The organism is Amycolatopsis sp. w19, assembly GCF_051373225.1.
In the GTDB taxonomy this organism is placed as follows: domain Bacteria; phylum Actinomycetota; class Actinomycetes; order Mycobacteriales; family Pseudonocardiaceae; genus Amycolatopsis; species Amycolatopsis japonica.
In genome coordinates this window covers 319,005-342,890 of sequence record NZ_JBPQFM010000001.1, presented here as the reverse complement: position 1 = coordinate 342,890, position 23,886 = coordinate 319,005, and the positions used below count along the sequence as shown (strand labels likewise).

The 23,886-nt window shown below is 70.6% G+C and carries 3 protein-coding genes; all 3 read right to left on the bottom strand.

What is annotated here, in order from left to right:
* Positions 1-48 precede the first annotated feature (48 nt).
* The 3 genes from ACSMFO_RS01435 to ACSMFO_RS01425 are packed head-to-tail and all read right to left on the bottom strand — an operon-like array spanning position 49 to position 23,848.
* Positions 49-258, bottom strand: coding sequence for an MbtH family protein (locus ACSMFO_RS01435; RefSeq protein WP_360133096.1), 210 nt, complete (start codon positions 256-258; stop codon positions 49-51).
* The gene (locus ACSMFO_RS01430) at positions 255-22,508 is read right to left on the bottom strand and encodes a non-ribosomal peptide synthase/polyketide synthase (protein WP_436457056.1); all 22,254 of its coding nucleotides are present in this window, start codon (positions 22,506-22,508) and stop codon (positions 255-257) included. Before ACSMFO_RS01430 ends, ACSMFO_RS01435 begins: the two co-directional genes overlap by 4 nt.
* Positions 22,505-23,848: a lysine N(6)-hydroxylase/L-ornithine N(5)-oxygenase family protein gene (locus tag ACSMFO_RS01425; protein ID WP_436456494.1), complete on the bottom strand. Its 1,344-nt coding sequence runs from the start codon at positions 23,846-23,848 to the stop codon at positions 22,505-22,507. Before ACSMFO_RS01425 ends, ACSMFO_RS01430 begins: the two co-directional genes overlap by 4 nt.
* Between the last annotated feature and the right edge of the window lie 38 nt (positions 23,849-23,886).

The window sequence follows — 23,886 nt, the reverse complement described above, 5'->3', positions numbered from 1 at the left end:
GTGAAGGCCTCCTTGAGAGACAAGAAAGCCTTCACGGACCGAAGCGGGTCAGGACTCCATGGCCTTGACGAGCGAAGCGGGCCTCAGGTCGGTCCAGTTGGTCTCGACGTACTCGAGGCACTCCGGACGCGGGGCCGGGCCGAACTTCGTGGTCCAGCCCGCCGGGACCTCGACGAACTCGGGCCACAGGCTGTGCTGTCCCTCGTCGTTGACGAGCACCAGATACGTGCCGTCGGGGTTCTCGAACGGGTTCGTCATTCCTTGTTCTCCTTCTGTACGGCCGGTGAATCAGCCCGGCGAGTGAGCGCGTCCAGCGCGAGGAACCAGCCTTCCGCGAGTTCCCGCACCGAGTCTTCGGTGAGCACGGCCTCCGGCCACGACCAGTGCGCGCTCAGTTCAGGACCGCCGGGGCGGTCTTCGGCCACGACGTTGACCGTCAGCGCGTGCGAGACCGGCATCCCGTCGTCGGCACCGAGTTCGGCCGCCTCGGCCTCCGCCGCGTACGACCAGTCGGTCGCTTCGGGGACGCCGATCCGGCCCAGGTAGTTGAACTCGATCTGCGGCTTCGCGAACTTCGCGAGTTCAGGCCCGGTGCGCGGGTTCAGGTAACGGAGCACGCCGTGCCCGATACCGCCGTCCGGCAACCCATCGAGGTGAGCCTGGACCCGCTTCAACGCGTCGCCGGCGGCGGGTCCGCCCGCGAACGCGTCGTCCAGGTCGACGTCGCCCAGGTCCAGGCACACCGGGACGACGCTGGTGAACCAGCCGACCGTCCGTGAAAGGTCCGCCAGTTCCTCTTCGCGGCCGTGCCCCTCGACGTCGACCAGCACCGCCCGTCCCCCATCCCGGCGCCAGCGGGCGACGGCGAGCGCGAGACCGGTGAGCAGGACGTCGTTGATCGTCGCCCGGGACAGCAGCGGGGCCGTCCGCTCAGCGGGCAGTCTCAGCGACACCTTCCGCACGGTCGCCTGCACGTCCCGAGCGGGGTCGAGCGGCCGTTCCAGTGGGATCGGATCCCCACCGCCCAGCAACGACATCCACCGCTCCAGCTCACCCGCACGGTCCTGTGTGGACAGTGACCGCGCCCATCGCCGGAATGAAGTGTCCACAGAGGACAGCGCGGGCGTCTCGCCGCGCGCGACCGATTCCCAGGCGGAAGCGAGGTCCGGCAGCAGGATCCGCCACGAGACGCCGTCGACGGCCAGGTGATGGATCATCAGCAACAACCGGCCGGAGCCCGACGAGCCCGCGTCGAACCACGTCGCGCTCAGCATCACGCCGGCGTCCGGGTCCAGCCGGGAACGAGTCGGCATCGCGTGCTGCTCGATCAGCGCGAACAAGTCGCCGTCCTCGGCGTCGACCCGCTCGATGCGCACATCGACCGAATCGGCTACCCGCAGCACCCAGCCGTCGACCGATCGGTCGAGGCGCGCACGCAGCATGTCGTGCCTCACCACGAGCGCGTCGAGCACGGTCTTCAGCTGCTCGCCGGTCATCCCGGCGGGCGTCCGCACCAGCGCGGCCTGGTGGTAACCGCCGATCGGTCCGCCGAGTTCGCGGAGCGCGTGCATGATCGGCGTGAGCGCGACCGTGTTGTCGTCCTCGATCCGTTCCGCGACCTCGGCCAGCGCCGCGACCGTCCGGCCGGCGAACACGTCGTGCGGCGTGATCTTCAGCCCGGCCGCGCGTGCCCGGCCGACCAGCCGCATCGCGACGATGCTGTCCCCGCCGAGGGCGAAGAAGTCGTCATCAGCACCCAGTTCCGGCACGTCGAGCACTTCCGCGAAGAGCGCGCACAACGTCTTTTCCAGCGCGGTCTCGGGCGCGCGGCCACCGGCCAGCTCCGAGTAGTCCGGCGCCGGCAGCGCCTTGCGGTCCAGTTTCCCGTTCGACAGCGTGGGAAGCGCGTCGAGCGTGACGAACGCCGCCGGGACCATGTAGTCCGGCAACGTCTCGGCCGCGAACCGCCGCAGCTCGTCCCGCTCCACAGTGGACACCACGTACGCCACGAGTTGCTTGACCCGAGGGCGATCCTCACGCACCAGGACGACGGCCTGAGCGACGTCGCCGTGCCGTTCGAGCACGGCTTCGATCTCGCCCGGCTCGACCCGGAACCCGCGGATCTTCGCCTGGTCGTCGGCGCGCCCGCCGAAGTCCAGACGTCCGTCCGCGGTCCAGCGCGCGAGGTCTCCGGTGCGGTACATCCGGGCGCCCGCCGGCCCGAACGGATCCGCCACGAACCGCTCCGACGTCAGCGCCGTCCGCCCGAGGTAGCCGCGGGCGAGACCGGCCCCGGCGAGGTACAGCTCGCCGGTGACCCCGGGCGGTACCGGCCGCAGCGCCGCGTCCAGCACGTAGGCACGGGTGTTCGCGACCGGACGGCCCACCAGCGGCTTCTCGCTGTCGCCGATCCGCGCGACCAGCGCGTCCACTGTGGACTCTGTCGGCCCGTACAGGTTGAAGACCTCCGTGCCGTCCAAAGTGGCCAGACGGCGCCACAGGCTCTCGGGCACCGCTTCGCCGCCGACCCCGATCACCGCGAGGGGACACCGGTCGCCGTCGAGCAGGCCCGCGTCCGCCATCTGCGCGAAGAACGACGGCGTGACCTCGATGAAGTCGAAGCCCTCCCGTTCGATCATCGCGGCCAGCAGCTCGGGGTCGCGCCGCGTCTCCTCGTCCACGATGTGCACGGCATGCCCGTCGAGCAGCCACAGTTGCGGCTGCCAGGAGGCGTCGAAGGAGAACGACCACGCGTGCCCGACCCGCAGATGCGGTTTGCCGGTGGCCTCCACCGCGGGCCGGTGCAACGTGGCGCGGTGGCTGTGGAACAGGTTCACCACGCCGCGATGCGGGACCACGACCCCCTTGGGCGTCCCGGTCGAGCCCGACGTGTAGATCACGTACGCCGGATGCTCCGGGACGAGCGGACGGACGCGGTCCCGGTCGGTCAGGTCGTGTGCCTGCCGGTCCTCGGTGACGAGCGCGCAGAGCGCCAGCGTCTCGATCTCCGTCCGAGGCAACGACTCCAGCAGCTCGGGCTCGGTCAGGATCACCTTGGGTCGCGCGTCGGCGAGCATCGCGGCCAGCCGCTCGGCCGGATAGTCCGGGTCGAGCGGCAGATACGCCGCCCCCGCCTTGTGGACCGCGAGGATCGCCAGCAGCACGTCGGCCGAACGCGGCAGCGCCAAGGCGACGAAGTCCTCGGGACCCACCCCATGGGCGACCAGCGCCCTGGCCAGCCGGTTGGCGCGCTCGTTGAGTTCGGTGAAGGTCAGGGCGACCGCACCGGACACCACCGCTGTCGCGTCGGGCGAGCGCCGGACCTGCTCTTCGAAAAGACCGGCCACAGTGGACGGTTCGACGGCGAGTGCCGTCCCGTTCCACTCGCGCACGATCAGGTCCAGGTCCGCATCACCCAGGATGTCGGTCCGGCCGACGGGAGCGTCCACATCGGACACCATCGTCGCGAGCACGCGCTCCATCGCGGGCAGGAGCCGTTCCGGCAGGCCGGCGTCGAACAGGTCGGAGCGATACTCCGCGGTGAGCTTCAGCCGTGCTCCCGGCTCCACCGCCCAGGTGAGCGGATAGTGCGTGGAGTCGTCGTGGCGCACGATCTCCCCGCGCAACCCGGCACCCGTCTCGTCCTCGCCCGCGCCCGGGTAGCTCTCGAACACCATCAGCGTGTCGAACAGCTCTCCCAGCCCCGCGCCGCGCTGGATGTCGGCGAGCCCGAAGTGCTGGTGCGCGAGCAATCCGGACTGCTCGTCCTGGACCCGGTCGAGCAGGTCGCCCAGCTTCTCGGCCGGGTCGAGCACGATCCGCACCGGGACGGTGTTGATGAACAGGCCGATCATCCGCTCGACCCCGGCCAGTTCGGGCGGGCGCCCGGCGACCGTCGCGCCGAAGACTACGTCCGATCGGCCGGTGAGCCTGCCGAGCACGATGCTCCACGCCGTCTGGACCAGCGTGTTCAGGGTCAGGCCCCGTGAGCGGGCCAGTGCGGTGAGCGCCTCGGTCGCCTGTTCCGGCAACTCCAGCGACAGGCGCTCCGGCAGGGCCGGAACCCGCTGCGGGTCGTGCGGGACGAGATGGGTCGGCTCGGTCAGGCCGTCGAGCGCCTGCCGCCAAGCCGCCTCCGCCGCCTCCCGGTCCTGGCTCCCGAGCCAGGCGAGATGGTCGCGATACGGGCGGGCCGGCGCCACGTCGGCTCCGGCGTAGAGCTGCGACAGCTCCGCGAACAGCTGCGGAACCGACCAGCCGTCGAGCAGCACGTGCTGGTGGGTGAACACCAGCCGATGCCGTCCGTCCGGCAGGGCGAGCAGCAGGAACCGCAGCACCGGCGCGGCAGCCGGATCGAAGCGGCGCCTGTCGTGGGCCATCTCCGCTTCGACGGCGTCCGGCGAATCCACGAAACGCCAGGGGACCGTGACCGAACGCGCCACCAGCGCCACAGGGCGCCCAGACGCGAGGTAGCGGTAGCCGGTCCGCAGGACGGCGTTCCGGTAGACGAGCGCCTGAGCGGCGTCACGCAACCGAGCCGGATCCAGCGGCCCGTCGAGATCGAAGGACACCTGGACGGTGTAGACGTCGGGCCCGTCGCCATCCATCGTCGCGTGGAAGAGCAACCCGGCCTGCAACGGTGTCAGCGGCCACACCTCGGCCGTGTCCGGTGCGACGTCGAGGATCTCCGCGCGCTCCCCCGCGTCGAGCTCCACCAGCGGTTTCCCGCTCCCGGGGGCAGGTGCGTCGAGCCGCACCGCACTGACTTCGGCCAGGGCGGCGACGGTCCGGTGCCGGAAGACGTCACGCGGGCTCAGTAGCAGCCCGGCACTCCGCACGCGGCCGACCAGCTGCATCGCGACGATGCTGTCCCCACCGAGGCGGAAGAAGTCATCGTGGACACCGACCTTCTCCAACCCGAGCACCCCCGCGACGAGCGACGCGAGCAGTTCCTCGCGAGGCGTGCGCGGGGCGTCGTCGGTGACCTCGCCGGAGAAGTCCGGCGCGGGGAGCGCCTTGCGGTCGAGCTTCCCGTTGGGTGTCAACGGGAACGCGTCCAGCACGACGAACGCGGACGGCACCATGTACTCCGGCAGGGTGGCCTCCGCGAGCCGCCGGGCCTCCTCGACGTCGGCCTCCCCGGTCAGATACGCGACGAGCCTGCCCTCCCGCAGGACCACCCGCGCGGAGAGCACAGACTCGATCTCGCCCAGCTCGATCCGGAAGCCGCGCAATTTGACCTGGTCGTCGGCGCGGCCAAGATAGTCGAGCGCGCCGTCGGCCCGCCACCGCGCGAGGTCGCCCGTGCGGTACATGCGCTCCCCCGCCGCGAACGGGTTCGCCACGAACCGTTCCGCGGTGAGCCCGGCCCGGCCGAGATAGCCACGCGCTAGCTGCTTGCCAGCCAGGTAGAGCTCGCCTGCTACACCCGGCGGAACCGGCCGCAGCCGGGAGTCGAGCACGTGGACCTGCGTGTTCCACACCGGGCGTCCAATGGGGACGGTGTCGTCAATGACCTCCCACGAGGTCACGTCCACCGAAGCCTCTGTCGGCCCGTAAAGGTTGTGCAGCGGGACATCCACGCGAGCGGCCAGCTCCGGTGGCAGCGCCTCGCCACTGCACAGGACGCGGCGGACGCCATGCCACCCCGGCTCTTCGGCGAGGAACGCCTCCAGCATCGACGGGACGAAGTGCAGGGTCGTGATCCGCTGGTCGCGGATCAACTCCGCGAGATACCGCGGATCCCGGTGCCCGTCCGGTTTGGAGACCACCAGCGTCGCACCGGTGATGAGCGGCCAGAAGAACTCCCACACCGACACGTCGAAACTCGACGGCGTCTTCTGCAGCACGCGATCGTCGGCCGCCAGACCGTACTCGGCCTGCATCCACAGTAGACGGTTCACGATGCCCTCGTGCGGCACCACGACACCCTTCGGGCGACCGGTCGATCCGGACGTGTAGATGACGTACGCCGGGGACGCGGGATCCACGGCCCGCCGCAGGCTCTCTCCCGAATAGCCGTCCAGCACCGGCAGCTCGTCCAGAACGACCGTCGGCACCGCATCTTCGAGCATGAACGCGATGCGATCGGCCGGGTAGTCCGTGTCGAGCGGCAGATAGGCCGCGCCCGCCTTGTGCACGGCGTACAGCGCGACGACGAGTTCGATCGACCGCGGCAGCGACACCGCCACCACCGACTCCGCCCCCACACCCTGCTCGGCCAGCCACCGCGCGAGCCGGTTCGCCCGCGCGTCGAACCCGGCATACGACAGCTCGACACCCTCGAACACCACAGCCGGAGCATCCGGCGTCCGCGCCACCTGCGCCTCGAACAACTCCGGCAACGTGCTCCCTGGGACGTCGTGCGAAGTGTCGTTCCAGTGCCCGAGCAACGTGCGTTCGTCCTCGGCAAGGACGTCGATTTCGCCGACGGGGATCGCGGGATCGGCCGCCACCTGGTCAAGGACCCTCACCAGCCGTCGAGCGAACGACTCGGCGGTGGCGTGGTCGAACAGGTCGGCGCTGTACTCGATCGCGCCGGAGATCCCGTCGCCGCTCTCCAGGAAGCCGAACTCGAGGTCGAACTTGGCGATGCCCTGTGCGAAGTCCTCTTGTTCCGCACGAAGGCCGGGCAGGTTCAGTCCGTCCTCGGCTTCGGGCAGGTACACCACCATCACTTGGAACAGCGGATGCCTGGCCAGCGAACGTTCCGGGTTGACGGCGTCGACCAGGCGCTCGAACGGCAGCTCCTGATGTTCGAAAGCCGCGAGATCGGTCGCGCGCACCCGCGAGAGCAGTTCGCCGAACGCCGGCTCGCCGGACAGGTCGGTGCGCAGCACGAGCGAGTTCACGAAGAAGCCGATCAGCGGTTCCAGCCGTTCGTCGACGCGGCCGGAACTCGGGGCGCCGAGCGGGATGTCGTCCCCGGCGCCGAGCCGGTGCAGCAGCGCCGCGACCGCGGCCTGGGCCAGCATGAACATGCTGACGTCGTGCCGCTGGGCCACCGCACGCAGCCGTGCGGTGAGCGCGGCGTCGATCGGGAAGGTGACGAGGCCACCGCGATGGCTCGATTCGGCCGGGCGCCGCCGGTCCGCGGGCAGCGGCAGTTCGTCCGGCAGATCCGCCAGCGTTTCCTGCCAGAACCGGAGGTGCCCGGAGGCCGTCGAGTCGAGCAGTTCGCGTTGCCACAGGGCGTAGTCCGCGTACTGGACCGCCAGTTCTGTCCACTGTGGAGCGTTTCCGGCGAGACGCGCCTCGTACGCGGTGGCGAGGTCGGCCATGAGCGGTCCCTGCGACCACTCGTCCGTCGCCACGTGGTGGATCACCAGCAGCAGGACATGTTCCCGCGGTGACACGGTGAAGACCGTGGCCCGGATCGGGAGTTCCTCGTCGAGGGCGAATCCGCGACCGGCCTCCGCGGCCAACGGCGCCGAGAGATCATCCGCTTCCTCGAAACGGACTTCCGGACGCGCGTCGGTCAGGATCCGCTGCGCCGCGACGCCGCCTTCCTCGACGAACACCGTCCGGAGTGGTTCGTGCCGCTCGACGAGATCGCCGATCGCTGCCCTCAGTGCCTCCGCGTCCAGCTCGCCGTGCAGCCGCCAGGCGAGCGGTATGTTGTAGGTGGGCGTGGCTCCTTCGAGCCGGTACAGGAACCACAACCGCTGCTGCGCGGGCGAAAGCGGCAGCAGCTCCGGCCGGTTCCCCGCCCTCAGGACCGGCCGGTCGGACGGTTCCGCGAGGCGCTCGGCTAGAGCCGCGACCGTGGGAGCGTCGAAGACGTCACGGACCGACACCGTGGCGTCCAGACTCGCCGAGATCCGGCTGACCAGGCGCATCACCAGCAGCGAATGCCCACCGAGGGCGAAGAAACCGTCGTCGATCCCGACCCGTTCGACACCGAGCACGTCGGCGAACAACGCACACAGCGCCGCTTCCCGCGCGTTCCTCGGCTCACGGCCTTCAGTGGTCGCGAACTCGGGAGCGGGCAGGGCTTTGCGGTCGAGTTTGCCGTTCGGGGTCAGCGGGATCTCGTCGAGCACGACGAACGCCGACGGCACCATGTGGTCCGGCAGCTTCGCGGCCACCGCTTCCCGCAGCCCGTCGACCGAACCGACGACGTACGCCACCAGCCGGTCTTCACGCGCGACGACCACCGCGCGCGTGACGGACCCGAACGCGGTCAGCGCCGCCTCGACCTCGCCGAGTTCGACCCGGAAACCGCGGATCTTGACCTGATCGTCCACGCGGCCCAGGAACTCCAGCACGCCGTCGTCCGACCAGCGCGCGAGGTCCCCGGTGCGGTACATGCGCTCCCCCGCGACGAACGGGTTCGCCACGAACCGTTCCGCGGTCAGCCCTGGCCGGGCCAGGTACCCGCGAGCGAGCTGCACACCGGCGAGGTAGAGCTCACCGGGGACACCCGGCGGAACCGGGTTCAGCCGCGCGTCCAGCACGTACGTCCGCGTGTTCCACACCGGACGTCCGATCGGGACGGACGGCGTCGTCTCGGCACCGGCCCGCCAAGCGGTCACGTCGACGGACGCTTCGGTCGGGCCGTACAGGTTGTACAGCGGGACGTCCACGCGGGCCGCCAGGTCCGACGGCAGTGCCTCACCACTGCAGATCACGCGCCGGAGGCCGGTGCACTCCGCTGTCTCCAGGAAGAGCGCGAGCATCGACGGTACGAAGTGGACGGTGGTGATCCCGGCCGTGCGGATCAGTTCGGCGAGATACGCCGGGTCCTTGTGCCCCTCCGGTTTGGCGACCACCAGCGTGGCGCCGGTGATCAACGGCCAGAAGAACTCCCACACCGACACATCGAAACTCGACGGCGTCTTCTGCAACACCCGATCGTCGGCCGTCAGACCGTACTCGGATTGCATCCACAGCAACCGGTTCACGATGCCCGCATGCGGCACCACGACACCCTTCGGGCGACCGGTCGAGCCCGACGTGTAGATCACGTACGCCGGGGACGACGGGTCGACGATCCGCCCCAGGCTTTCGGAGGAGTACCCGTCGAGAACGGGCAGTTCTTCGAGCACGACCGCGGGGGCGGCGTCTTCCAGCATGAACGCGATGCGATCGGCCGGATAGTCCGTGTCGAGCGGCAGATAGGCCGCGCCCGCCTTGTGCACCGCGTACAGCGCGACGACCAGATCGATCGACCGCGGCAGCGACACCGCCACCACCGACTCCGCCCCCACACCCTGGTCTGCCAGCCATCGCGCGAGCCGGTTCGCCCGCGCGTCGAACTCGGCATACGACAGCGCGACGCGCTCGAACACCACAGCCGGAGCATCCGGCGTCCGGGCCACCTGCGCCTCGAACAACTCCGGCAACGTGCTCGCCGGGACATCGTGCGAAGTGCGGTTCCAGCCGCTGAGTCGCGCGAGTTCGTCCCCGACGAGGATGTCGAGCGCGGCGACCGGCCGCTCGGGCTCGGCGGTGACCTGCTCCAGCACGGACGTGAGCCGGTCCAGCAGGCGCACGGCCGTCGTCTCGCCGGCGAGGTCTTCGGCGTACTCCAGCATCAACGTCGCGGTCGTGCCGTCGTCGACCATCGTGAAGTGCAGGTCGAACTTCGCCATCCCGGTGTCCATCTCGAACCACTCGGCGGGCAGCCCGAGCACGTCGTGCGCGTCGCTCTGCCGGTGGTAACCCACCATCACCTGGAACAGCGGATTGCGCCCCGGGACGCGGGACGGGTTCAGCCGTTCGACGACACTTTCGAATGGCAGATCACCGTGCGAGAACGCGGCCAGGTCGGCCTCGCGCACGTGGGCGAGCAGGGCGGCGAACGTCGGCTCGCCGGACAGATCGGTCCGCAGCACCAGCGTGTTCACGAAGAACCCGACGAGGTCGTCGAGCGCCGCGTCGGTCCGTCCGGCGATCGGGGCACCCAGCGGGATGTCGTCCCCGGCGCCGGTCCGGTGCAGCAGTGCGGCCACCGCCGCCTGGAGCACCATGAACGGGCTCGCTCCCGCTTTCGCCGCCAGGTCGCGCACCGCGGCCGACAGTTCCTCGGAGAGCAGGGATTTCACCTTGCCGCCCTTGCCCGTCGGCTCGAGCGGACGGGGACGATCCAGTGGCAGCGTCAACTCGTCCGGCGCCCCACGCAGTGACTCGGCCCAGTAGGCGACTTGCGCGGCACCGTGCTGGTCGAGGAAGTCTTTCTGCCACAACGCGAAGTCGGCGTACTGCACCGGGAGGTCCGTCCACGCGGGACTGTCACCGGCGAGCCGCACCCGATAGGCCGAGGTCAGGTCGCCCAGGAACGGCCGGTCGGACCATTCGTCGGTCGCGCTGTGGTGCAGGACCAGCGAGATCACCTGGTCGCCATCGCCGATCCGCAGTACCCGCAGCCGGACCGGGATCTCCCGCGCCAGGTCGAACGGCGTCCGCGAGAGCTCGGCGATCCGGGCATCCAGCCCGCCCTCGTCGCAGTCCTCGACGGCGAACGGAATCTCCGGCGCGTCGAGAACACGCTGGTAGAGCTCGCCGCCGTGCTCCTCGAAAACGGTCCGCAGGACTTCGTGCCTGCCGAGCACGTCGCCGAGCGCGGCCCGCAGCGCGTCGAGATCCAGGTCGCCGCGCAGTCGGAAGGTGAGCGGGAAGTTGTAGGCGACCGCGTTCGCATCCATCCGATCCACGAGCCAGAGACTGCGCTGGGCGGCGGAAAGCGGGGTCCGGTCGGGGCGCTCGGCGCGGACCACGGCAGGCCGCGCCGGTTCGCCGCCACCCGCACGAGCGGCCAGCTCCGCGACCGTCGGTGCCTCGAACAGGTCACGGATGGCCAGTTCGGCGCCGAGTTCGGTGCGGGCCCGGCTGATGAGCCGGGTGGCGAGCAGGGAATGGCCGCCCAGGTCGAAGAAGTTGTCCTCGACACCGACCCCCTCCACGCCGAGGACCTCGCCGAAGAGCGCGCACAGCGTCTCCTCCTCGGCGGTCTCGGCCGGACGGCTTTCGGCGAGCCGCACCGTCTGTTCGGCGTCCGGGAGCGCGCGGGTGTTGAGCTTGCCGTTGTCGGTCAAAGGCAGGGCGCCGAGCGTGACGAACGCGGCCGGGACCATGTAGTCCGGCAGTTCCGTCTTGAGCCGGTCCCTCAAGCGTTGCACCAGTTCGCCGCCACCACGCGCCGCCGTCGGGCTCGTCGCGTACTTGGCCAGGCTCGTGCCCACCGAGACCGGCTGATGCACACCGGTGACCAGCGCGTCCGTCTGTCCCTTGTGGACGAACACGGCCTCGAACGCGCCGTCGGCCGACCAGGTGCAGTACACCCGGAAGCCGAGCCGGTCACCGAGTTCGTGCACGTCCTCCGGCTCGATTCCAACCGGGGCACGGAAGAGATCCAGGACGTCGATGAGCGGCGCACCGGCGTCGAGCGCACGCGTCGCTTCGACCTCGGGCGTCTGGCGGGCGTCCGGGATCCGGCTCACCCGCAGGGTTTCCACGCCGCCGAGGCGGTCCTCCAACGCGGCGAGGGAACCGACCTCGTCCCAGGACAAGCGCGGTGCTTGCGCGACCGAGAAGGTCTCGGCAGGCTCCTTCACCAGGACCGCGTCGTACCGGTACCGGCTCAGCTCGTTGTGCAGCCGGGCCCGTTTGATCCGGACCTGCGCGGCGACGTCCGGGAGCCGCCGCGCGAGCACGGTGAAGTAGTCCGGGTCGATCAGCAGTTCCTTCTCCAGCGCGGCGCCGCGTTCGATCGCGCGGCGCACCTGGGCGACGTCGGCGGTGGCGTCGGCGCGGGTGAGCTGGATGGCGGTGTGGAAGGCGCGGGCGAGCCGCAGGTTCCGGACGTCGCCGACGAACAGCGCGCCGCCGGGGGCGAGCAGGCCGATCGCCTGGGTGATGACGTCGGTCAGGTAGTCGACGCTCGGGAAATACTGGATGACGGAGTTGATCACGATCGTGTCGAACCGGCCGGCGGGCAGGCCGTCGAACACGTGCGCCGGCTGGGCGCACAGGTTCACCTTGGCCGCCAGCGCCGGGTCTTGTTCCAGCTCGCGGTTCAGCTTCGCGATCACCGGCGCGGCGAGGTCGGTCCCCCAGTACTCCTGGACCAGCGGCGCGATCTGCCCCATGAGCAGGCCGGTGCCGACACCGATCTCCAGCACCCGTTCCGGCTTCAGTTCGGCGATCCGGTCGACGGTCGCGCGCCGCCATTCCCGCATGTGCGCCAGCGGGATCGGGTCGCCGTCGTAGCTGGAGTCCCAGCCCGCGAAGTCCTCGGTGAACAACGCCGTCGGGATCTCGGTGTACTCGTCGGAGTAGATCTGCTGCCATTCGCCGACCTGGTCGGCTTCCGCTTCGGCGCGCGCGTCTCCGCTCAGCTCGGCTGGGACGACGTAGCCGATGAGCCGCTGCAGGCCAGGAGCCGACGGGTCCGGCCGCGCGATGACGGCGGCCTGCGCGACCTCCGGGTAGCGGCTGAGCGCGGTCTCGATCTCGCCGAGTTCGACGCGATAGCCGCGGATCTTCACCTGATCGTCGGTGCGGCCGAGGAAGTCGAGGTTCCCGTCGGGGCGGCGGCGCACCAGGTCGCCGGTGCGGTACATGCGCCCGCCTCCGGGCACGAAGGGATCGGCGACGAAACGTTCGGCGGTCAAGCCTGGACGGCCGAGATAGCCGCGGGCCAGGCCTTCGCCCGCGATGTAGAGCTCACCCGCGACACCGTCGCGGACCGGCCGGAGCCAGGCGTCGACGATGTAGGCGCGGGTGTTCCAGATCGGCTTGCCGACGGTCGGGGTGTCGCTGTCGGTCGTACCGCCGCCGAGCGTGTTGATCGTGTACTCGGTGGGGCCGTACAGGTTGTAGCCGTAGGTCCCCTCGGTGTCGCGCAGCCGGTTCCACACCGACTCCGACACCGCCTCGCCGCCGAGCAGGACCAGCGCCGGCCGGTGCCCCTCCAGCAGCCCTTCCTCGATCAGCAGGTGGGCGTACGTCGGCGTCACGTTGACGACGTCGACCTCGTGCTCGTCGCAGTACGCCACGAGCGCCCGCGCGTCCCGGCGCAGTTCCTCGTCACAGACGTGGACCTCGTGCCCCTCCACGAGCCACAGCAGCTCTTCCCAGGACATGTCGAAGGCGAACGACACGGTGTGCGCGATCCGCAGCCGCCGCCCGCCCGCCGACGCGATGGCCGGGGCGAAGATCGCGCCCTGGTGGTTGAGCTGCATGTTCGTCAGGCCGCGATAAGGCGTCACGACGCCCTTGGGTTTCCCGGTCGAGCCCGAGGTGTAGATGACGTACGCCGGGTGTTCCATGCGGTCCACGCGGTCCCGCGCGAACAGCGGGCGTTCGGCGTCGGAGATCGGGCCGCCGCCGAACGCCCTGTCTTCGTGGTCGTCGACGAGCACCCGGGGCGTGTCACCGGGCAACGTCGCCGAGACGTCCTTTGTGGACACCAGGCAGAGCGGCCGGGCGTCTTCCAGCATCACCGCGAGCCGCTCGACCGGGTAGTCGAGTTCCAGCGGCAGGTACGCCGCACCTGTCCGCAGCACGGCGAACAGCGCGACGACCATGTCGATCGAGCGCGGCAAGCCGAGCGCGATCGCCTGTTCCGGCGCGGCGCCCTTGGCCAGCAGCAGCCGGGCCATCCGGTTGATGCGCGCGTCGAGTTCGGCGTAGGTCAGCTGTTCTTCGCCGAACACCAGGGCGGTCTCGTCGGGGGCCCGCTCCGCCTGGACGGCGAGCAGATCCGCGATCGTGTCCTCGATGACGGGATGCTCGGCTTCGGCCCAGCCCGCTTCCAGTGCGGCACGGTCCTCACTGGACATCGTGGCCAGCGCGGCGACCGGCTTCGCCGGATCGTCGACGATCTGCGCGACCAGTGACGTGAACCGATCGAGCACCGACTCCGCTTCGGCGGTGTCGATGACGTCGTCCCGGTAGGACAGCGTGACCCGTGTTTCCTCGCCCGGGGTGACCACCAGCGTCAGCGGGTAGTGCGTGGCGTCGATGTTCAGCAGGTCGGTGATGCCGTGCCGGTGGCGGAGGCCGTCGCGCCGTTCGTCACCATCGGCGTTGCGCAGCACGAACAGCGTGTCGAAGAGGACACGGTGCCCGGCCTCGCGTTGCAGGACCCCGAGGCTCATGAACTCGTACGGGGTCAGGTCCATCCGCTCGGACTGCAGGCGCCGCACCAGGTCCAGCACGGATTCGGCCGCGTCGAGCCGCACGCGGGTGGGCACGGTGTTGAGGAACAGGCCGATGGTGTTCTCGATCTCCGGCACGGCGGCGGGCCTGCCCGCGACCGCGGCGCCGAACACCACGTCCTGCCGTCCGGTCATGGTCGACAGGACCAGCCCCCAGGCGGCGTTGAGCACGGAGTTCACGGTGAGGCCGTGCCTGCGCGCCTGCTCACGCAACGCACGGCTGAGGCCGGCGGGCAGCACTGTGTCCAGGTTGACCGGGGTCGCCGAGGCCAGGTCGCGGCCCTCGGGCCCGACGACGGTCGGCTCCGCGAGGCCGGACAGCGCCTCGCGCCACGCGTTCGTGGCGGCCTCGATGTCCTGCCGGTCCAGCCAGCGCAGGAAGTCCACATAGGACCCGGCCGCGGGCAGCGTCCGGTCGTCGCCGCCGAGGTCGTACAGCGCGAACAGATGCTCGATGAACAGCCAGGCCGACCAGCCGTCCCAGAGCAGCAGATGCCGGTTCAGCACCACGCGGTCGCGGCCGCCGCCGAGCCGCACCAGTTTCAGCCGGAACAGCGGCGGGGCACCGAGGTCGAACCGCGTCGCGCGATCCTCGGCCATCAGTTCTTCGAGCCGTTCAGACTGCTCGTCTTCGGGCAGCGCCGAAAGGTCCACTTCGGACACGGGCGGCGCGACCTCGGCCGCCACGAACTGGACCGGGCCGCGCAGCCCTTCGCTGGTGAAACCGGCGCCGAGGCTCGGGATCCGCCGCAGCAGGGCGGACACCGCCGCCCGGAGCCTGCCGGCGTCCAGGCGGTGATCGAAGTCGATCGCCTCCTGGATCGTGTAGATGTCGACCCGGTCGGAGTTGTAGCTGGAGTGGAAGAACAGGCCTTCCTGCAGCGGCGACAACGGCCAGACGTCGGCGACCGGCACCGGGCTGGACCGCTCGACGCGGTCGATCTCCTCCTGCGTCAGCGACACCAGTTCGAGGTCGGACGGCGTGAGTCCCACCGGTGCCGTCGTGTCCACGGCCGCGAGATCGACGAGCGCGGCGGCCCAGCGTTCGGCCAGGTCACCGCCCGCGAACGTCGCCGTCAGCCTCGGACCTTCCTCGGTCTCCTCGCAGGCGACCCCGATCCGCACGGCATGGTCGCCGGTCGGCGGCGTGGCCGCGTACCCGGCGACCTGCCAGTCCCCCGGTCCGGCCGGGACGCGGCCGTCGTACCGCAGTGCGATCCGCGGCTTCGTGAGCCCGCCGAGCAACGGTCCGGTCTGGGCGTTGAGGTAGCGCAGCGGGCCGTAGCCCTCGGGCGTCTTCCGGACGGTTTCCTTGACCGCCTTGAGCATCGCGAGCGGTTCGCCGGACGCGGTGATCCGCACCGGGCGGACCGAGGTCAACGCGCCGATCGTGTCCGACGGGTCGATCCGGCCGTGCAGATCGACGAGCAGGTCACCGTCGACGGCGATCTTCAGCGCGGTCAGGAGGACGCCGGTCACGTCGCCGTGCACGGCGGACGGCAGCGCGCCGACGAGCGTCCGGGTGTCCTCGACGGACAGCGTGATCCGGCGTTCGGTGACATCGTCGCCGTCGACCTCGAAGGAGACCGGCGTCAGCGTCTCGGTCCAGTGCTCGATCTCGCCGAGGAGCGCGGGATCCTGAGCCGCGTCGGTGATCCGGCGGGCGATGGTCCGCAAGGACGTCCGCGCCGGGGTGAAGACAGGCGGGTGCCCCTCGGTCACGGCTTGCCAGGCGATCCCGAGATCGGTGGACAGCGTCGTCAGGCTCCGCGCGTCCAGCAGGACCGGATGCGCGAGCAGGAGCAGCCTGCCCGGTTCGCCGAACCAGACGGCCTGCAGCAGATTGTCGGTCAACCTGTCCGCCGCGTCCCGGTGCTCGTCTTCGAGGGATCCGGTCGCGTGACGAAGCAGGTCCGCGGCCTGGACAGTCCCTTGTGGACGGACTTCGAGTGACCACAGCACCGACGCGACCCGCGACAGCCGGAGCCGCAGGCCGTCGTGGTGGTCGAGGACGAGCTGCAGGGCCGCGGCGAGCGTCTCGAGGTCGGCTCCGGAGGGCACGGTCAGCAGTACGGACTCCGGCTGGACCGCGTCGCCCAGTTCACGCAGCCGGAGCATTTCCGGCAGCAGGGGGACGGCACCGATGCCGTCAGCGTCGGCCATCGGCTCCGCCGGCGCGGCGAACGCGGCGAGCGCCGCCGGGGTCCGGAGTTCGAACACGTCCTTGGGGCTCAGCTCGAATCCGGCTCGCCGGGCACGGCTCGACACGGCGATCGACGAGATGCTGTCGCCGCCCAGCAGGAAGAAGTCGCCGTCGGCGCCGACGGTCTCCAGGCCGAGGACGTCGGCGAAGATCCGCGCGAGCGCGCGCTCCTGATCGTTCCCGGGCGCGGCTTCGGTCCGGCCGGCCTCGGGTGCGGGCAGGGCCCGGACGTCGAGCTTCCCGCTGGGGGTCAAGGGGAATTCGTCGAGGACGACGAACGCCTGCGGGACCATCGGGGCGGGCAGTGCCGCGCCGAGGGCGGTCCGCAGGCTCTCCGGATCCGCGTTCCCGGCGACGTAACCGACGAGCGCGCCGTCCTTCGCCACGACCGTCGCGGCCGTGACCTCCGGCTGCGCGACGAGAACCGCTTCGATCTCGCCGAGTTCGATCCGGTTGCCGCGGATCTTCACCTGCCGGTCGGTGCGGCCGAGGTACTCGATCTCGCCGTCGGCGCGGCGGCGAACCAGGTCGCCGGTCCGGTACAACCGCTGTCCCGGCTCGCCGAACGGGTCGGCGACGAAGCGTTCGGCGGTCAGGCCGGGCCGTCCGTGGTAGCCGCGGGCCAGCTGGACACCGGCGAGGTACAGCTCGCCCGCCACGCCGTCGGGCACCGGGCGGAGGCAGCCGTCGAGGACGTGCAGCCGCGTGTTCCACACCGGACGTCCGATGGGGACGGTGGCGCCGTCGGCATCGGTGCAGGCGAAGAAGGTCACGTCCACGGCGGCCTCGGTGGGGCCGTAGAGGTTCTGCAGCGGGACACCGGTGAGCGAGCGCCACCGCGCAGCGGTCTCGCCGGGCAGCGCCTCGCCGCTGGAGAACACCCGACGCAGCGATCCGAGATCGCCGGTGGCCTCGTCGCTGCCGAGGAAGGCGGCGAGCATCGACGGCACGAAGTGCAGGGTCGTGATCCGCCGGTCCCGGATCACTCGCGCGAGATAGGCGGGATCGCGGTGACCGTCCGCTTCGGCGAGCACCACCGTGGCGCCTTCGCACAACGCCCAGAAGAACTCCCACACGGACACGTCGAAGCTCGACGGCGTCTTCTGCAGCACGCGGTCCGAGGGCGTGAGCCGGTACTCGTGCTGCATCCACGCGAGCCGGTTGACGATCGCGCGATGCGTGACGGCCACGCCCTTCGGCCGCCCGGTCGAACCCGACGTGTAGATGAGGTAGGCGGTGTTGTCCGGTCCGGCTGACACACCCTCGACGTCGTCGACGGGCTCGCCGGTCACGGGGACCCGAGTCAGCCCGGCGACATCCGGGATCCGCGCGGCCGTCCCGGGTTCGGAGAGCACGAGACGCGCGCCGGAATCGGCCAGCATGTATTCGAGCCGGTCGGCCGGATAGTCGAGGTCGATCGGCAGGTAGGCGGCCCCGGCCTTGAGGACACCCAGCAACGCGACCATCAGCTCGGCCGACCTCGGCACGGCGACGGCCACGACCTCTTCGGGACCGGCTCCCAGGGAACGCAGGCGGCGCGCCACGTTCTCCGCGCGGGCGTCGAGGTCCGCATAGGACAGTTCGATGTCCTTGAACATCACCGCCGTGGCGGAAGGCGTCTTGGCGACCTGCGCGGCGAAGGCCTGGGCCAGCGTGCGCTCCGGCACGGGGTGCGCGGTCGCGTTGAGTTCGGCCAGGCGGCCGCGTTCGGCGGGCGACAGAAGGTCGAGCGCGGCGACCGGCAGGCCGGGGTTCGCGGTCAACGTCTCCAGCAGCCGCGCGAACCGTTCCGCGAGTTGCCCGGCCGCGACCGCGTCGATGCGGGCGACGTCGAATTTGAGGCTGAACGCCAGGTCGTCACCCGGGGTCGCGATCACCGCGACCGGGAAGTGCACCGCGTCGGCGACTTCCACGCCCGCGAGGCGGAGGGTTCCGGAAGCGCGCTCGTCGTCGCGCGGGAAGTTCTCGACGACGACCAGGGTGTCGAACAGTTCTTCCTGCCCCGCGCCCGCGAGGCGCTGCAGTTCGCCGAGGCCCAGATGCTGGTGGTCCAGCAGGGCCGCCTGTTCGTCCTGCAGCCGTCGCAGCACGGCCGCGACGGTCTCCGCACCCGACCAGCGCAGCCGCACCGGCACCGTGTTGATGTAGAGGCCGACCGCCGATTCGAGGCCGGCGGCGCCGGTGTCGCGGCCGGAGACCGTGCTCCCGAACAGCACGTCGTCCCGTCCGGTCAGCCCGCCGAGCAGCAACCCCCAGGCGCCGTGCAGGACGGTGCCGAGGGTGAGCCCGTGCTCGCGGGCCATCGCGGACAACGCCGTCGTCGCCTGCTCCCCGAGGTTCAGGTGCAGCCGCGACGGCCGTCTCGCCGCTCCGGCTCGTTCGTCGATCAGCCGGGTGGGTCCGTCCACTTCGGACAGTGCTGTCCGCCAGGCTTCGCGCGAAACCTCGTGATCGCGTGACGCGAGCCGCCGCAGGTGGTCGGCACGGGTGCCCGCTTCCGGCAGTACGGGTGCTCCCCCGTACGCCGCGAGCAGTTCGCGCAGCAGCACCACGACCGACCAGCCGTCGGCGATGATGTGATGGAACGTGAGCGCCAGCTTGGCGCGATCCTCGCCGAGCCGGGCGAAAGTCGCCCGCAGCAGTGGCGGCCGGGCGAAGTCGAACCGCCGCGCACGATCGGCTTCGAAGGCCACTTCAGCGTCTTCGGCGGACGCCTCGCGCCACGGCAGTTCGGCGTGCCGTGCCACCGTCTGGACGACCCGGCCGCCGTCGAGCTGCCGGAAGCCGGACCGCAGCGACGAATACCGGTCCAGCAGCACCTGCACCGACCGTCGCAACGCGTCGGCGTCGACGTCACCTTCGAGGTCCAGCACCTCCTGGACCGTGTAGATGTCGGCGGCCGAACCGCCTTCGAATTCCGCGTGGAAGAAGAAGCCTTCCTGCAACGGTGCCACTGGCAGGATTTCGGCGTATTCGGCGAGCGACGCACGTTCGGCGTCGGTCAGCTCCAGTAGTGGTCGCTCGTCCACAGTGGACTCGGCGCTCACTGTTACCGCACAGACGGCCAGCGCTTCGGGTGTCCGGTACTGGAACACCTGGCGCGGGGTGATGGCGAGGCCGTGTTCCGCCGCACCCAGCACCAGCCGGATGGACAGGATGCTGTCGCCGCCGAGGGAGAAGAAGTCGTCGTCCGCGCCGATCGTGGCCAAGCCGAGGACACGTGCGGCGACGTCGCAGAGGATCCGTTCCCGCTCGGTGCCCGGTGCGCGGCCGGTCGCGGCGGAACCGAAGTCCGGCAACGGCAACGCCGTCCGGTCCAGTTTGCCGTTCGGCATGATCGGCAGCCGGTCGAGTTCCACGAAGGCCGACGGCACCATGTAGTGCGGCAACGCCGATTCCGCGTGGGCACGCAGTTCCTTCAGCAACGAAGGTGAGCCGTCGGCCTGCGGCACGACGTACGCCACCAGGCGCCGGTCCCCCGGCTTGACCTCACGCGGCACGACGGCGATCCGCTCGACCCCGGCATACGCGGCGAGCGCGGACTCGACCTCCCCTGGTTCGATCCGGAAGCCGCGGATCTTGACCTGGTGATCGGTACGGCCGAGGAAGTCGAGGTTCCCGTCCGAGCGCCAGCGGACGCGGTCGCCAGTTCGATACATCCGCTCGCCGCCACCGGTGAACGGGTCGGTGACGAAGCGTTCCGCCGACAGGCCCGGACGCCCCGCGTAACCCCGGGCGAGACCGCGTCCGCCGACGTACAGCTCCCCTTCGACGCCGACCGGGACCGGCCGCAGCGCGGTGTCGAGGACATAGCAGCGGGTGTTCGGATCCGGGACACCGATCGGGATCGGCCCGCTCCAGCCGGGCTCGGCCGCCCACAGCGTCGAGTTCACCGTCGCCTCGGTCAGGCCGTACGCGGCGACGACGTTCAGGTCTTCTGCCCAGCGCGCGATCAGTTCCGGCGGGACGGTCTCGGTGCCGACGATCAGCACCGCACCCTTCGGCAGCTCGCAGTCCGCCGGGAGGGCCGCGACCAGCGACGGCGGCAGGATCATATGCGTCGCCGCGTTGGCGGCGATGTAGCCGCTCAGCTCGACGCCCGCCACACGGCGGTGCGACGGCACGACGATCAGTGTCCCGCCGACGCACAAAGACATGACCAGATCCCAGACCGTCACGTCGAACCCGGTGGAGGCGAACTGCACCACCCGGCTGTCCTCGCCGATCCCGATCCGCTCGGTCGCCGTGCTGATCAGGCTGCCGATCCCGTCGTGGGACAGGACCACACCCTTCGGCTTGCCCGTCGAGCCCGAGGTGTAGATGACGTACGCGGCCTGGCTCAGCGCGATCCCGCTCACGTCCACAGTGGACGCATCGAGTTCCGCGAGCTCGGCGGTGATCTCCGGGTCGTCGAGCAGGATCCGCTCGACGTCCACACCGGACGGGAGCTGGGCGGATTCCTCCACAGTGGACACCACGATCCCCGTGCCCGCGTGCGCGAGCATGTACGCGAGGCGGTCCTCGGGGTGGTCCAGGTCGAGCGGGAGATACGCGGCCCCCGCCTTCATGACACCGAGCAGGGCGACCACGAGATCGGCCGAACGCGGCATGGCCACGCCGACGACGTCCTCGTCACCGACCCCGCGCCGGCGCAGCAGCCGCGCGAGCCGGTTGGCGGCGGCGTCGACCTCGGCGTAGGTCATCCGGACGTCCTCGCAGACGACGGCCTCGGCGTCCGGTTTCCGCGCCACGATCCGGGCGAACGCCTCGGGCCAGGACACTTCGGGCGAGTCCGCGACCGCGGTCCCGAGCTCCAAGACCCGGGCCCGCTCTTCCGCCGAAAGCAGCTCGATGGCGGCCAGCGGCAGGTCCGGGCCTGCCAGCAGAGCGTCCAGTACGGCGGCGAACCGGCGGCGATGATCGGCCAATTCGTCGTCGGACGACACGGCCGCATCGGCGTCGAAGTCGAAGCGGAGGCCCCGGCCCTCGCCGGCGTCGTACACGGCGATGGCGACGTCGCTGATCGGCCCGAGTTCGAGGTTGTGCACCGTCGCGCTCGCGTCGCCGAACGCGAGTGCGCCGTCCACGGCCATGTAGTTCACGCTCAGCCCGACGAGTTCGTGCACCCCGCCGCTCGCACCGAGTTCGCGGGCCAGGTCCTCCCCGCGGTACCGGCTGTGTTCCAGCAGCGCGGAGACCTTCTCCGCGACCTGGGCGACCAGTCGCGAGGGCGTCGTCTCCGGCCGCACGGTCAGCCGCAGCGGCAGGACGTTGGAGACCATGCCCGGCCGCTCACGCAGGGCGCGGGTGGTGCGCGCGGTGACCGGCAGGCCGAGGACGAGGTCTTCGGCACCGGTCACGCGATGGGCGTACGCCGCGACGGCGGCGATCGCGACCCGGGACAGCCGCGTCCCCGCGTCCAGCGCGAACTTCCGCAGCCGTCCTGCCTCGGCGGCGGGCAGTTCCCACGAATGCCGCCGGAGCCGGACCCGGCCCGCCGACGCGCGGCCGAGCAGCCGCACCGGGTTCGGCCTGCCGGCGAGTTCACCCAGCCAGTGCTCCCGGTCGGCTTTCCCGTCATAGCCGGCCTCGGCCAATCCCGACAGCGGCCAGGAGACCTCCTCGGCGGTGCCCGAATAGAGTGCCGCCGCGCGGCGGGTCAGGACGGCTTGCCCGTGCGCGTCCATCACCAGATGGTGGTAGCGCTGGAACCAGCGGACCCGGTCCCCGGCCAGGATCAGCAGCGTATGCGCCGTGAGCGGCCCCCGTTCGAGGTCGGCCGCCACGGTGAGTTCACCACGTGCCCATTCGTCGGCCGCCCGCTCCGGATCCGGCTCGGCGCTGAAGTCGAGCACGGCGACCTCGCCGGGAGCGACCGGACGCTGGACCGGCGTGTCGCCGTCCAGCCCGACCGTCACGTGCAGGCACTCCGCCTCCGCGACCGCCCGCCGAACGGCGTCGCCCAGCCGGGTGAGGTCGATGTCGCCGCGAAGCTCCACGACCCAGCCGATCGTGTAGACCGGATCGGCCGGGTCGAGCTGCTGGGCGAGCCAGATCCCCTGCTGTGCCGGGGTCAGCGGAAAGCCGCGGTTCATCGGGTTTGCCTCCACCGTTCGGAAACGCTCGGGATCGTCCGGCCTCAGGCGGGCCCGGACCCGCTCACCGCGTACTCGGGCCGGGACGCGCCGGCGGCGCGCCGGTCCACAATGGACTGGAGGATCTCGCCGACCCGGACGGCGGTGTTGGACAGCAGCGAAGACGTGATGCCGTGCGTGTGCTCGGTGCCGCCCTGCAGGTAGATCCCACCGTCGAGCGGCGGCTCGGTGACGATCCGGTAGTCGCGTTCGACGCGGAGCCTTCCCTCGTCGTCGCGCGCGCAGGTGGAGGCGAGCTCGCCGAGCAACGGGGTCGGGTCGGCCGGGCTGTACCCGGTGGCGTACACGACGAAGTCGGCGTCGAGCCTGGTCCGCTCACCGGTTTCCAGCGCCTCGACGGTGACCCGCACTTCGGAGCCGGTGTCGGTGACCTCGGTGGGCCGGGAGACGTTGATCAGCTTCAGCCGCTCGATCCCCTGCACCTTCTCGCGGTAGACGCGGCGATACAGCTCGTCGATGAGTTCGATGTCCACTGCCGAGTAGTTGGTCGCGCCGTGGTAGCGCATCAGGCGGTCCTTGACCGCTTCCGGCGCCTCGTAGAACCGGCCGACCGCCTCGGGGTCGAAGATCCGGTTGGCGAACGCGCTGTCGTCGGCCGGGCTGTAGCCGTACCGCGCGAACACCGCGCACACCTCGGCGCGGGGGAAGCGATCGTGCAGCAGCGCGCTGACCTCCGCCGCGCTCTGGCCGGCGCCGACGACGACGAACCGGCGCGGCTCCTCGGCGGCCATGCCTTCGAGCCGGTGCAGGAGTTCGCTGTTGTGCCAGATCCGTGTGCCCGGCGTCACACCATCGGGGAGATTCGGGCGCAGCCCGGTCCCCATCACCAGGTTGCGGGCGCGCAGGTTCACCAGTTCGCCGTCGGTACGGGCGTGCACGTCGAAGAACACGATCTCGTCGCCGTCGAACACCGGCGTGACGGAAAGGACCTCCGTGCCATAGGAAACCAGGTCGTCGACCTTCTCCGCCGCCCATTCGAAGTAGTCGTGGAACTCGATCCGCAACGGGAACAGGTTCTTGTGGTTGATGAAATCGACCAACCGGTCCTTGCTGTGCAGATACGACAGGAAGCTGAACGAGCTGGTCGGGTTCCGCATCGTCGCGAGGTCCTTGAGGAAGGACACCTGCATGGTCGCGTTGTCGATCAACATCCCGCGGTGCCAGCCGAAACGGGCCTGGCGCTCGAGGAAGTGGGCGGTGACGGTCCCGGCTCCCGGCGCGGCGTTGTGCTCGGTGACGGCGATGGCGAGCGCGAGGTTCGAGGGACCGAACCCGACCCCGACCACGTCGTAGACCGGAACCCGTTCACCGACCACTGCTCGTGCCATCTTGAACCCCTTGCGCGGCTCAGCCGCATCTCGGTACT